This is a genomic window from Solidesulfovibrio aerotolerans, from assembly GCF_009856865.1.
Taxonomy (GTDB): Bacteria; Desulfobacterota; Desulfovibrionia; order Desulfovibrionales; family Desulfovibrionaceae; genus Solidesulfovibrio; species Solidesulfovibrio aerotolerans.
Window position 1 is genome coordinate 1 of the sequence record NZ_WVUD01000004.1, and the last position, 12500, is coordinate 12500.

A 12500-nucleotide genomic window follows, 5' to 3' on the forward strand; every position below is an offset into this window, starting at 1 on the left:
TTTGAACTTGATGTCATGGCAATTTATGCCATTTTTTCAAAATTGATCGCCTAAGTGGAAAGGCATCATGAGCTTGCACCAGTTGTCGCTTTCAGGCGTCAAGCCTTTTCTTAGCCGGACAGTAATGGGAGAGGATATGAATGGATAATATAAAAAAAATATTGGTTCAAGATGAGCGCTATAGAGAACGGATTGAAACGTGCCTGAAGAGCCCATCTGTTTTTATAGCGCCGACAAACTATTGTAATTTTTCATGCTTGTATTGTTCAACAAAGAATACACAAAAGAGTAAGATTAATATAGATCTTGATTTTGCGAAGACTATTGTCGATCAGTGTATCGAAAACAATTGGGATTTTTCATTTGGTCAAACTTATGAGCCTTTTTTGCATCCAAAGATAAGCCGTCTGATTCGGTATGTCCACGAAAACGGAAAAGTATTTAGTTCGGCAACAAATGCAATGAAAATTCCGGCAGACGTATTTGATCTTCCCATGAATTTGATCATAAGCTACAGCGCCGATGAATCTGACTACAGATTTCGGCAGAGTTCCCTAGCCTATGATTTGTACCAAAATAAAATTGTTCAATTTGTTCGGCACCGTATTGCCAACACTATTCCAGGACTCATAACGCTTCAGATCGCAGACTACAGCATTTTCAAGGGTGTTTTTGCCTATGACAAACGCATTTATGAAGTTGGGCAAATATATCAAAAGTCACAGAAGCTCCTGAGACAGCTTGGCCTTGCAGGGTCTGTCGACGATTCCGAATGGCGCAATAATATTAGCCAAAGAAGGGCACTCGTACTTTTTGAATCGCAATGCACTAAAATCCAAGTAGAACCGACTAAAATTATGCCAAATACGTATGAAGCGTTTGCTTCAATGCCACTATCTTATGAGAACCGGGGATACTGCGATTCGTGTTTCACCACGATGTCAATTCAAGCAGATGGGGAGGTGGCTTTTTGTTGTTGCGATCCAACAGCCCAGGTTGTTGCAGGCGCCATAGATTTGAAGTCAAATTTGCGTGATTTTTGGCTTGGAAGGGAAATGTCTGAAATTCGCAATAGTTTTAGGATGTTTGCACCGAAGCATTCCTTTTGCGCCCAATGCCTCAGCAACGTGTCAGAGAATATCAAGCCATTGCTCACCGTAAAAGATCCTGCCCTCGTGGCTGCAATACTTGCAAGCCATGGAATTGTTGATGATCTTCCCTGGTGCTCCTTCCCGAAGCCTCTTGTCGGGATTTGATGCAACAAGCCTGATACGTTTCATGAGCCGAAGCGCTGGTTTCGGTGCCTCGGGCACTGCCCCCTGCAACAGTCTTCGTATCTGCCAGATGCGCAAGGTCCATCGGATAGGACGGCCTGGCATCCGGCAAGCCTGCAATCGTCTTCCTCTCGATACGCTGCGCCAGCCGCCGGACGGTCTGGTGCGGTGGAAAAGACGTGTCTGCCACCGTGGCGCTCAACAGCAGGCGGCTTTTTTTTGCAGATGCAGGCGCAATGCTCCTGCGTCTGGTGGCATTTGGTCCTCTGGCAGAGCTTGTCTGCCAAGTATGGAGGTGGCCACGCTTGCCATAAATCGGTAGCGCGACATTTCCAACACGTCCCAGCCTGCGCCGAAGATTTCGGCGAGGTCCCAGGACACCAGGGTCGGTTCGCAGGGTTTCGGCGTCGGACTCACCTCGCAGGCAATGAGGACATGGCCGCCGACCGCGACGACGCGCCCGATTTCGGCCACGGCTTTTTCCAGATTGTCCACGTGATCCAGGGAATTGATCGACGTCACGATGTCGAAATGCTCGTTGGGAAAAGAGATTTGTTCCACAAAATCGGGAGTATACTCCATGCGGTGCTTGTCAGTTCCAAGGAACGTGTAGGCCTCGGCCAGGGGGTCGAGTCCGACGCGTTGTGTGGTATTGTCGGCCCATTCCAAGGAGCCGCAGGGGCCGCAACCGATGTCGAGCAGCCGCTTGCCTGTGTAGAAAGATCTGTCTAGGTTGAAAAGTGTCGTAAAAAGAGCCTCGTAATGATCATTGGCAAGGAAGCCATAGTCAGCGCCACGCTTTTTCCAAAACATGTATTCATGGACATATTTCGAGATGGGGTTTTTGTATGCTCCCTGGTGCGGCATTGGAGTGTTCCTTCTTTGTTTGAATATGGGCCTAAAAAACAAGCATCAAATTGCTTGCCGGTCATAAAGCGGAAAGTTGCCTGCATACTGAGCTTTGGATTCCATTTTTTCGTGAAATCTGTCAAGTGCAGTGCAGGAGGGTCAAGTGAAGGGGCGTGAAGGAGCGTGGCAACGAACGGCAGTGACAACGAAGGCAAGTGCGCGTGGAGGGATGCGCCGGCCTGCAGGCCGCAAAAAAAGCCGGAGCCCTGGCTGGACTCCGGCTTGGCGTCGGTTGGATCGCGTTGGTTGCTAGAAGGTGTACTTAAAGCCGAACGACACCTTCCAGGCGTCTTCGGCTTGGTTGGCCAGGCGACGGCCCCAGACACTGCGCTGGAAAGCGCTGGGATGGGCCCAGCCGGTTTCCATGATCAAGGCCAGATTGTCATAGAGCATGTATTTGCTGTCGAAGTTCAGTCCCATGACCCATTCATCCGCCGTCAGGTCGCGGCCCATGACGAAGATGGGGTTGGAACCGAGCACGTCGTTGGCGTAGCGGATGGCCTTGGACGAGTTGTTGCCGTGGACATAGGCGAAGGTCAGGCGTTGGCTGAGCTTTTCAATGAAGCTCACGTTATTAAGCGATGCGCCAAAGCCCCAGGCACCCACGGGCGAGATGCCCATGTTGGAGCCTTTGACCAGTTCCTGGCCACCGTCGAACAGGAAGCTGTTGCCGGCGTTCCAGGACTGGGTGCCGCCGTTGTGCTCGCCGCCGCGGCCGGAGCCGGGGAAGAAGTTGGGCATGCGCTCGGAACCGTTGCGGGTGGAGCTGTCTTCACCGGTGGACCAGAAGCCGAAGGCCTGGGGAGTCAGCATGGTGAAGCCGGTGTACTCGGCGGCGGCGTCGATGAACCAGCCGTTGCGCCGGTTCTTGTCGTACTCGTTCATGCCGTGCTGGCCCCAGATCACGTCGCCGTAGAACTTGAACGGATCAAGCGCCGTGACTTCCAGGGTGGTACCGGCCCACAGCGCGGTGATGAAGTTGTTTTTCCAACCGACCGGAGAAGCGGCGAACAGGCCGGCAGAGACGAGGCCTTCGGCCCAGCCGGCTCCTTCCAGGTAGTGGCCGCCCTTGCCGCCGACGCCGAAGAGAGCCCACGGGGTGGCTTTGAAGCCTTCCACGGTGATGGGCAGGGCCAGCATGTAGCCCTCTTCGTTGGAGTACACGGCGGTGGTGGTGGGGGCGTAGGTGCGGTCGCTGGAGATGGTGCGCACGTAGGCCAGCACCAAGCTCAGATGATTCTCGATAAGCGGCGCGGAAATGACCAGCGAGGCCACGTCTTCGTCGAAAATGATGCTGCCGGCGAAAAAGGAGCTTTGCGGAATGGAGGCCGGCTGGAGACCGGCGCTGATGGAGATGTCGCAGCCGGGCCATTTGAAAGCGAGATAGGCCTGATAGACTTCGACAGACACGGTGGGGTTGGCGGCGGTCAACGTGCCGTGGCCCCAGGTGTCTTCGACCTTGATGCCCAGACGGAATTTCACGGCTTCATTGGCGATAAAATCGGAACGCAGGCGAAAGCGTTCCCAGATTTCAAAACGGTCTTCGGTCCTGGTGCCGGCCCGCTGGATCGTGCCAGCCTCATTGAGCCATTTGGAGCTGTTCCAGCCGGTGAAGTTGCGGTTGGCGAAAAAGTTGCCGTACACCAGCGCATCGCCCGTCATCCGCACCTCGGTGGCTGCCTCGGCGCGGAATGCGGCCGTCATCACCAGGGCGGCCGCAACGATCAAAAGCATCAGACGTTTCATGAGTCCCTCCTCCGAAAATGACGTGTAATCCCCTCTTGGCAAACGATAAAATCAACCGACGCAGAAATATTCGACTGGCCCGGACCGCTGCACGGTTCCGGGCCGAGGGCTACGCATCGTTTAAAAAGGCAGTGGCTTTCCAGCAAGCAATAAAAACGCCGGAATGTAAAGCCCGATGGGCACCCAGATGATGAGCGACCATGCAAGAATTTTCCCGGAAAGCTTCCCGTAGGCGTTGAGCCACACTTCCAGAGTCAGCACGGTATAGCCGGCGCAGGCCAGGGTGAAATAGTTGCTGCCCTTCACATGGTAATACATCATCATATAGATGAAGGATACGATGGCGACGGTCAGACTGACGTTGCCGACGGAGTGCATACTCTCCAAACCGGCCAGCAGCGCAAAAGCCACGGTGCAGTAGAGCAGTCCGTGGGCAAACAGCAGGCCTGCAGTGAAGGCGTCGCCCTGAATGACATTGATGAAAGCGCCGAGAACGACGCAAATGCCGACGAAGGCGCAGATGGCCCCCGTGCCTTTCGCTTCGCCGTAGCCGAGAAAGAGCAAGGCCACGGGCAGCCACATCAAGGAAATGGCAATCAAAATAGCCAGCGTCATCGTTTCCCCCCACCGTTTCTGGTTAATCCGCTCTGGAAAACCTCCTGCCAAGCGTCTGCGTTTACGCCAAGGCGTCGCGCCGTCCGGGTCCAGAGGAGGCGAAACGCGCACTCGTCCCCCAAATGCGACGGCCGGGGCGGAGACGTCCGCTGGCCCAGGCCGGCGCAACCGAAAAAACCAACTGTCTTTTCGCTCGATTGGGTTGCGCCCCCCTAAGCAAGTATCGGCCCTTAAAAAAAGTTTCATAATATTGACATGTTAAAGATTCGTTGGGATGCTTTGGGCAGGGTCGTGGGACTCCTGCACACACTTCCGTCTGCGGTGCCCCGTCGCAAAGGGCTGGCTGTCTTCATTTAAATCCATGATATCAGCGTATTGTGGCAAATGTAACTTTTTGACCGGACCGGACGCCTGAGTGGGTCAAAATTTTACGGCAAATGGTAGCGGGTCAAAAGTACCCTGCAAAATGGCTGTCGGCAAAACCCGGCCCCGCCTGGTTGCATCACATGCCAAGCCGGGCTAAATAGCGCACGAGTACGGCGAGTATTTGACCCCCGGCCACAACGGCCGGCCTGTTCGCCCAGCCAAGAAGCGGCCTGCGCCTGCGGCGCGCCAGGAGTGTAAAACTATGTGCGGCATCATCGGGTATTGCGGACATCGGCCGGCGGTTCCGGTTATTATAGAAGGCCTCAAGCGCCTGGAATACCGGGGCTATGATTCGGCTGGCGTGGCCTTTCTCCAGGGCAGGGAACTCGTTTCGGTCAAGGCCGAGGGCAAGCTCGGCAATCTGGAAGCCAAACTCGCCGCGCAGAACATTTATCTGGCCACCTCCGGCGTCGGTCACACCCGCTGGGCCACCCACGGCCTGCCCACCGAGAAAAATGCCCACCCGCATCTGGACGCCGCCCGGGCCATCGCCTTGGTCCACAACGGCATTATCGAGAATTACCAGGAGCTTAAAAAAGAGCTGGCCGCAGCCGGCATTCGCTGCGTCTCAGAGACCGACACCGAGGTGCTGGCCCAACTGGTGGGCCTGTATTTAAAGGAAAAAGGCTCTTTGGCCGAAGCCGTGTCCAAGGCCCTGTCCCGGGTCGAGGGCTCGTATGCCATTGTGGTGGTCAGCCGCGACAATCCGGGCATGCTCTACGCCGCGCGCAAGCATTCGCCCCTGGTCCTGGGCGTGGGCGTGGGCGAAAATTTTCTGGCGTCCGACATTCCGGCTTTTTTGCCCTACACCCGGGAAGTGGTCTTTCTCGACGACGGCGAGATGGTGCGCATCGACGCCGGTTCCTGGCAGGTCATGGACGCCGTCACCCTGGCTCCTGTTGCGAAAGAAGTCCGCCATATTTCCTGGGACGTGGCCGCCGCCCAGAAGGGCGGCTACAAGCATTTCATGCTCAAGGAGATCTTTGAGCAGCCGCGCGTCATTGCCGACTGTCTGACCGGCCGACTGGACCGGACCACGGGGCAGGCCGTGCTGCCGGAGTTGGAAGATTTGCCGGCCCCGGAACGGCTTTTCATCGTGGCCTGCGGCACGTCCTACCATGCCGGGTTGTGGGGCATGTATCTGATGGAACAGTGGGCCGGCATCCCCACCCGGGTGGAAATCGCCTCCGAGCTGCGTTACCGCGACCCCATCCTCGGTCCCGGCGACACCGTGGTGGCCATCAGCCAGTCCGGCGAGACAGCCGACACCCTGGCCGGCATCCATTTGGCCAAGGCCCGGGGGGCCAAGGTCATCGGTCTTTGCAACGTGGTCGGTTCGACCGTGGCCCGCGAGGCCGACGTGGTGCTCTACACCCAGGCCGGACCGGAAATCTCCGTGGCCTCCACCAAGGCCATGTGCTCCCAACTCACGCTTTTAACGCTTATGGCCATGGCCTTTGGCCGCAAGCGCGGCGTGCTGCCGGCGGAGGTGGCCACGCGCTGCCTGCCGGCCCTGGAAGCCCTGCCGGCCGAGCTGGACGCCGCCTTGCCGGGTATGCGCCAGCGCGCCCGGGAACTGTGCCGCGTCTATGCCGAGGCGCACAGTTTCCTCTATCTCGGCCGGGGGTTGTGCTACCCCTTGGCCCTTGAGGGGGCGCTTAAGCTCAAGGAAATCTCCTACATCCACGCCGAAGGCTACGCTGCCGGCGAGATGAAGCACGGTCCCATAGCCCTTATTGATCCCAAATTCCCCACCTTTGCCCTGGCGCCGCTGGATGGGCTGTATCCCAAGGTCAAGTCCAACCTCCAGGAAGTCCAGGCCCGGGGCGGCAAGGTCATTGCGCTGACCAACCCCGGAGCCGATCTTGACGTGGACCATCCCTGGGAGGTTCCGGCCGGCTGGGGTCCGCTGTCCACCTTCTTCATGCTGCCGGCGCTTCAGCTTTTCGCCTACGAGATGGCCGACTACCTGGGCAAGGACGTGGACCAGCCGCGTAATCTGGCCAAAAGTGTTACCGTCGAGTAGGCGGCCGGTGTGAGGGGATTTGCCGCAGTCAAACGGGTCGGGGCGGTGCTGCTGTGCGTCGCCCTGGCCCTGGTCGTAACGGCGGGGACGGTTTGGGCCGAGGCCTCGCCGCAAGCCTTTGACAAGGATGTCGGCCGGTTCGACGCCCTGCGCAAAGATCCGGCCTCGGTTGGCCGGCGCGATTTGTGGAAAGGACTCGACGAGGACTTTGCTGCCCTATCCAAGGCTGCCGGCAACACGTCGCTGGCGGCCAAGGCGCTGTATTACCAGGCCTGGACCGCTGCCGAACTGGCCCGGCGCTCTGCCCTGGACGCCGACTACGAGGCCGCCGCCGCCCTCTATCGCCGGATGGCCCAAACCTTTCCCACCCATGCCTGGGCCGACGACGCGCTGTTGCGCCGGGCGGTTATTCTGGCTGAAAACCTCAAGCGACCGGCTGAGGCCAGGGCCGACCTCGAAACCATCCTGCGCCAGTACCGCAAGGGAGACATGGCCGCCCAGGCCAAAAAATTCCTGGCCGCCTTTGCCGACACGCCCCCGGCCAGACCGGCTGCGGCCGAAACGGCCAAAGCTGGCGCAACCGAAACGGCCAAGGCGTCCTCCCCGGAGGCGGGCAGGGCGGCTTCTCCCGAATCAGCCAAGGCCGCCGCTCCCGACACCGCCAAAGCGGCTTCCCCGGAGATGGCCGCGGCCGGTCCGGCCAAATCCGCCCCGGCCACTGGCGCGGCCCTGGCCACCTCGGCCCGGCCGGCCACCCTGTCGCGCACGGCTGTGGAGCACACCGCTGCCGGCAGCCGGCTGACCTTGGCTCTCACGCGCGAAACCACCTACCGCTACCAGATTCTCGAGCAGAAGCGCCCGGGCGGCGAACCGGTCAAACGCCTCTACATCGACCTCGACAACACGCGCACCGGCTCGAAAACAGCCACTGAGCAGCGTTTCACCAAGGGGCCGGTGTCCCGGGTCCGGGCCGGCTATTTCACCCCGGAAACCGTGCGTGTGGTGCTGGAACTGGAAAGCCTTGGCCACTACGACATCCGCTCCGAGGCCAACCCCTTCCGGGTCGTCTTGGACATCGGCGCGGACAAGGCCGCTCCCCCGGTCCAGACCGCCGAGGCCGCGCCGGCCAAAAAAGACATCCCGGCCCGGGAAGTCAAGGCCCCGGCCACCCCGCCGCCCTTGCCGGCCACTCCGGGCTCGAATCTGCGCCCGTCGGCATCGGCCAAAAAAAACGTCGGCAATCTTATTGAGCAGTTCGGCCTGTCCGTGCGCACCGTCCTTATTGACCCCGGCCACGGCGGCAAAGATCCTGGTGCCCACGGCTTAGACGGCCTGACGGAAAAGGACGTGAACCTGCGTTTCGGCCGCATGCTCGGTGAAGCGCTCCAGAAAAAAGGCTTCACCGTCCTTTATACGCGCACGACAGACACGTTTATCCCTCTGGAAACGCGTACGGAAATGGCCAATTCCAAGGGCGCGGACTTGTTTATCTCTGTCCACTGCAACGCCCATGGCAACGCCGGTTCCTCGGGGTTGGAGACGTATTCGCTTAACCTGGCCAATTCGCGCGACGCCGTGCGGGTGGCGGCCCGGGAAAACGCCGCTTCCCAGAAAAAGATCAGCGACCTGCAGGCGATCCTCACGGATCTTATGCTCTCGGCCAAGACCGTCGAATCCAAAGAGCTGGCCGGCTACGTCCAGAAACGGGCCATCAGCAGCATTCGCAAGAGCTATTCCACCCGCGACCGAGGCCCCCACGAAGCGCCGTTTTTTGTGCTGATCGGGGCCGACATGCCGGCCGTTTTGGTGGAATTGGGCTATATCACCAATCCCGAAGACGCCAGGCGGCTTGCCTCCGACGCCTATCTGCAGGCCCTGGCCCAGGGCATGGTCGAAGGTGTCGTGGCCTATAAAAAGCGCCTTGAACGCTACGCCAATCTGTAACCAACCACACAATCCCCATGCCAGCACAAAAAACGCCGCAAAAGCGCCTCATCGTGGCCCTGGACGTCCCCACCGCTGCCGAAGCCCTGGCTTTGGCCGATACGCTGGCCCCGCAGATTGATTTCTTTAAAGTCGGGCTGCAACTGTTTCTCGAAGCCGGCTTTGCCGTGTGCGACGCCCTGTCCAAGCGCGGCCATAAGGTCATGCTCGACCTCAAATTCCACGACATTCCCCAGACCGTGGCCCTGACCACGGCCCAGCTCGCCAACCACGACATCGCCCTGGCCACGGTCCACGGGTACCCGCAGGTGGTGGCCGCCGCCGCCAAAGCCAAAGGCCGGACAAAGATTTTGGCCGTCACGGTGCTGACCAGCCTGGGCCACGAGGAGCTGGCCCAGTCAGGCTTTGCCGGCACCCTGGCCGAACTGGTGCAGCTTCGGGCCGAGACGTCGCTGGCCGCCGGCGCCGACGGCATCGTCTGCTCGCCCCTGGAAACGGCCCTTTTGCGCAAGAAAGTCGGCTCCAAGCCGCTGATCGTCACCCCCGGCATCCGGCCGCTGGACAGCGCCCGCGACGACCAGACCCGCACCGCCACGCCCCATGCCGCCATCCAGGCCGGGGCCGACTACATTGTCGTCGGCCGCCCCATCACCAAGGCGGCCAGTCCGGTGACGGCTGCGCGCGAGATATTGGATGAGATCGGATAATGCGGGGGGAGAGGGACCCCCTTTTTGAAAAAAGGGGTTCCCTCTCCCCCCGCACCCCCCTCTCTCTCCCCAAAAACTTTTTCAAAAGGGTGGTGGAGGGGGATGCGCAAAGTGGAAGATGGTGCAGCGGAGTGGGGCTGTTGCGATAAAATGTGCAGGCTGGGATTGCGGGAAGACGGCTGGTTTAGCCTTTGAGAATACGAAAGGGTATCCAAAGGGCCAACCCCTTTGGCCGCCTGAGATGTTCCCCAGGCACAGCCCCCGACTGCGTCGGTCCGCTCACTCCGCTGGCGTCGTCACCCCGATAACCGCCACCGCCGCCTCCCACTCCCTGGGATCGCAGACGTCCTTCTCGATGATCTCGAAAAACTCCCCTGGTTCGAGAAGCAGCCCCGGCATGTCCGGGTGTTTGCGTTTCAACCACGTCGGGGCCTCGCGGGCTTCGTCCACGTTGTCGGCGCTGAAAACGACCAGCGGCGTACGGGATGCGGCCCCGCACTTGTACAGCAGATAGGACTTCGTCATGACACCCTCCCGCAGGCAGCGGCCTGCATTCCTGTCGAGGCATCATCGTGTGATGGCTAACGGGTTGTAGTCCCTTTGGCCGCCAGCGCTGCGGCGCTTCCCGTCACGCGCCCACTACGTCTGTCCCGGTCTTCACGGCCAGATTGCCAGCCAACGCCCAGAACCCCTTAATAACCCTCTCCCTTTCAGGGGGTCCGGGGGGGATGATCCCCCCCGGCCGCCGGAGGCACTCTTTCGTTATTAGCGCGCCCACGCGCCCCATTGCGCCAACAGCGCGGCGAGCGCTTTGCCGCGGTGGCTGCGGGCGTTTTTTTCGGCGGCCGTTAGTTGCGCCGCTGTTTTGCCGGCGGTGGGGTCGAAAAAGAGCGGATCGTAACCGAAGCCACCTTCGCCGGCCGGGGCGGTCGCCACGCGGCCTTCCCAGGTTCCTTCGGCCGTCAGTTCCCGGCCGTCGGGAGCGGCTGCCACCACCACAGAGACGAACCGGCAGGTTCGGTCCGCCTCGGGCACATGCTGCAAGGCGGCGAGCAACTTGGCGTTATTGGCGGCATCAGACGCGTCCTCGCCGGCGTAGCGGGCCGAGCGCACCCCGGGTGCGCCGGACAGGGCGTCCACGCACAGCCCTGAATCGTCGGCCAGACTGATAAGCCCTGTGGCCTGGCACACGGCCAAGGCCTTTATGCGGGCGTTTTCGAAAAAGGTCTCGCCGGTTTCGGCGATTTCGCCGATGGCCGGGAAATCGGCCAGCCCGATAACGGTCACGCCAAGCCCGGCGAGCAGGGCGTTTAATTCCTTTATTTTCCCGGCATTGCGGGTGGCCAGCACAACGGTGGCGGCCTGTGACGACGTGGCGTCCATCGATACTCCTTGGATTGTCCGGCCTGCGGCGGCGAGCGGCGGTCCCCCCGGCAGGACCGCTTTTGCCATCCGGGCCTTGTCATGGTAGCCCGGCGACACACCGCCTGCAAGGATGGAACGAAACCCATGTCAAAGATCTATCGCGTCCACGCCATAAGCCTTGGCTGCCCCAAAAACCGGGTGGACACCGAAGCGGTGCTGGGCGGCCTGCCCTTTGCCACGACCCCGGCCGAAAGCCCGGAAACGGCCGATCTGGTCGTTATTAACACCTGCTCGTTTATCGCCCCGGCCGTGGAAGAATCCGTCGCGGCCATCCTCGAAGCAGCGGCCGGTATTCGCGAACTTTCCCCGCGTCCGGTGCTGGCCGTGCTTGGCTGCCTGCCGGCGCGTTTTGGCCAGGAGTTGCGCGACGGTTTGCCCGAGGTGGATGTCTGGGGCCTGCCGTCGGAACTTGATCTGCTCCCCGGCCGGCTGGCCCGGGCCCTGGATGCGGAGTCGGCCGCGCCCACAGGACGCCTGGCCAGCACGCCGCCGTCGTATGCCTATTTAAAAATTGCCGAGGGCTGCGACCACGCCTGCCGCTACTGCACCATCCCGTCGATCCGGGGCGCGCTGGTCAGCCGGCCCATGGACGCCTTGGTCGCCGAGTCCAAGCGGCTCCTGGAAAAGGGCGCGTCGGAAATTGTGGTGGTGGCCCAGGATGTGACGGCCTATGGCCGCGATCTGGGCCTAAAGGATGGCCTCAAGGAACTGCTCGACAAGCTGTTGCCGCTTTCGGGCCTTAAGTGGCTGCGCCTGCTCTACCTCTATCCGTCCGGGGTGACCGAGAGTCTGCTGGCGTATCTGGCCGGGGCCGGGCGGCCGTTCGTGCCCTATTTCGATATTCCCTTCCAGCATGTGCACCCGGACATGCTGGCCGCCATGGCCCGGCCCAAGGCTGCCGCCGCCGAGGTCATTGTGGAGCGGGTGCGCCGGCATTTCCCGGCCGCAGCCCTGCGTTCGACCTTCATTGTGGGCCTGCCGGGCGAGAAAAAGGAACATTTTGGCGCACTGCTCGATTTCGTCAAGGAAACCAAGCTCCATCACGTGGGCGTGTTTCCCTACCACGCCGAGGACGGCACGCCGGCAGCGACCATGCCCGGCCAGGTGCGCCGCGACGTCAAGGCCCGGCGGGTGGAGGCGATCATGACCGCCCAACGCGAAATCAGTGCTGATATCTTGGAAGGTTACGTTGGACAGGACATGGAAGTGCTGGTGGACGGCGTCCATGCGGAGTGGCCGGGCCTGCATGTGGGCCGCACCTGGTTTCAGGCCCCGGAGATCGACGGCGTGACCTATGTCAGCGGCCCGGGGGTAGTACCCGGGGCCATGGTGACGGCGACGGTTGAGGAGTCGAAAGAGTATGATTTGGTGGCCTTGGCCTGAGCCGGGCCGCAGGGGTCTTTGAAGCCGCCCCCTTTTGGGTTGTGT

General features: G+C 60.5%; 10 protein-coding genes. 5 read left to right on the top strand and 5 right to left on the bottom strand.

What is annotated here, in order from left to right:
- The first annotated feature begins 140 nt into the window (after window positions 1-140).
- Window positions 141-1256, top strand: coding sequence for a radical SAM/SPASM domain-containing protein (locus GTA51_RS03730; RefSeq protein ID WP_160958811.1), 1116 nt, complete (start codon window positions 141-143; stop codon window positions 1254-1256).
- 216 nt (window positions 1257-1472) lie between these two features.
- On the opposite strand, the gene GTA51_RS03735 is transcribed toward GTA51_RS03730, so the two are convergent.
- The 3 genes from GTA51_RS03735 to GTA51_RS03745 form a co-directional block, all read right to left on the bottom strand.
- Entirely contained in the window at window positions 1473-2141 is a 669-nt protein-coding gene (locus tag GTA51_RS03735) for a class I SAM-dependent methyltransferase (protein ID WP_160958813.1), read from the bottom strand.
- Window positions 2142-2432: 291 nt separating this feature from the next.
- Window positions 2433-3929 carry an outer membrane homotrimeric porin gene (locus GTA51_RS03740; protein WP_160958815.1) on the bottom strand — a complete coding sequence of 499 codons (1497 nt, stop codon included), beginning with the start codon at window positions 3927-3929 and terminating at the stop codon, window positions 2433-2435.
- A 120-nt stretch (window positions 3930-4049) separates the two neighbouring features.
- On the bottom strand, window positions 4050-4544 hold the full coding sequence (locus GTA51_RS03745) for an AmiS/UreI family transporter (RefSeq protein ID WP_160958816.1): 495 nt from the start codon (window positions 4542-4544) through the stop codon (window positions 4050-4052).
- A gap of 628 nt (window positions 4545-5172) precedes the next feature.
- On the opposite strand from GTA51_RS03745, the gene glmS reads away from it, so the two are divergent.
- Genes glmS through pyrF form a run of 3 tightly spaced genes read left to right on the top strand, consistent with a single transcriptional unit; the run spans window position 5173 to window position 9647 of the window.
- Window positions 5173-6996, top strand: a complete 1824-nt coding sequence (gene glmS / locus GTA51_RS03750) for a glutamine--fructose-6-phosphate transaminase (isomerizing) (protein ID WP_160958818.1) — start codon at window positions 5173-5175, stop codon at window positions 6994-6996.
- A 9-nt stretch (window positions 6997-7005) separates the two neighbouring features.
- Window positions 7006-8940, top strand: coding sequence for an N-acetylmuramoyl-L-alanine amidase (locus tag GTA51_RS03755; RefSeq protein WP_160958819.1), 1935 nt, complete (start codon window positions 7006-7008; stop codon window positions 8938-8940).
- A 17-nt stretch (window positions 8941-8957) separates the two neighbouring features.
- Window positions 8958-9647 carry an orotidine-5'-phosphate decarboxylase gene (gene pyrF / locus GTA51_RS03760; RefSeq protein ID WP_160958821.1) on the top strand — a complete coding sequence of 230 codons (690 nt, stop codon included), beginning with the start codon at window positions 8958-8960 and terminating at the stop codon, window positions 9645-9647.
- Between the two features lie 279 nt (window positions 9648-9926).
- Here pyrF and GTA51_RS03765 read toward each other — a convergent pair whose 3' ends face one another.
- Together GTA51_RS03765 and GTA51_RS03770 are read right to left on the bottom strand one after the other, a co-directional pair.
- Window positions 9927-10172, bottom strand: coding sequence for a hypothetical protein (locus GTA51_RS03765; protein ID WP_160958822.1), 246 nt, complete (start codon window positions 10170-10172; stop codon window positions 9927-9929).
- Between the two features lie 240 nt (window positions 10173-10412).
- A complete protein-coding gene (locus tag GTA51_RS03770) occupies window positions 10413-11030 on the bottom strand; it encodes an XTP/dITP diphosphatase (RefSeq protein ID WP_160958824.1) in 618 nt (205 codons plus the stop codon).
- Window positions 11031-11156: 126 nt separating this feature from the next.
- Here GTA51_RS03770 and rimO point away from each other — a divergent pair, with 126 nt between their 5' ends.
- Window positions 11157-12455, top strand: a complete 1299-nt coding sequence (rimO, locus tag GTA51_RS03775) for a 30S ribosomal protein S12 methylthiotransferase RimO (protein WP_160958825.1) — start codon at window positions 11157-11159, stop codon at window positions 12453-12455.
- Window positions 12456-12500: the final 45 nt, after the last annotated feature.

Excerpts from the sequence above, each read along its gene's own strand:
- GTA51_RS03730 (WP_160958811.1), top strand. The coding sequence starts at position 141 with ATGGATAATATAAAAAAAATATTGGTTCAAGATGAGCGCTATAGAGAA.
- GTA51_RS03735 (WP_160958813.1), bottom strand. The coding sequence starts at position 2,141 with ATGCCGCACCAGGGAGCATACAAAAACCCCATCTCGAAATATGTCCAT.
- GTA51_RS03740 (WP_160958815.1), bottom strand. The coding sequence starts at position 3,929 with ATGAAACGTCTGATGCTTTTGATCGTTGCGGCCGCCCTGGTGATGACG.
- GTA51_RS03745 (WP_160958816.1), bottom strand. The coding sequence starts at position 4,544 with ATGACGCTGGCTATTTTGATTGCCATTTCCTTGATGTGGCTGCCCGTG.
- glmS (WP_160958818.1), top strand. The coding sequence starts at position 5,173 with ATGTGCGGCATCATCGGGTATTGCGGACATCGGCCGGCGGTTCCGGTT.
- pyrF (WP_160958821.1), top strand. The coding sequence starts at position 8,958 with ATGCCAGCACAAAAAACGCCGCAAAAGCGCCTCATCGTGGCCCTGGAC.
- GTA51_RS03765 (WP_160958822.1), bottom strand. The coding sequence starts at position 10,172 with ATGACGAAGTCCTATCTGCTGTACAAGTGCGGGGCCGCATCCCGTACG.
- GTA51_RS03770 (WP_160958824.1), bottom strand. The coding sequence starts at position 11,030 with ATGGACGCCACGTCGTCACAGGCCGCCACCGTTGTGCTGGCCACCCGC.
- rimO (WP_160958825.1), top strand. The coding sequence starts at position 11,157 with ATGTCAAAGATCTATCGCGTCCACGCCATAAGCCTTGGCTGCCCCAAA.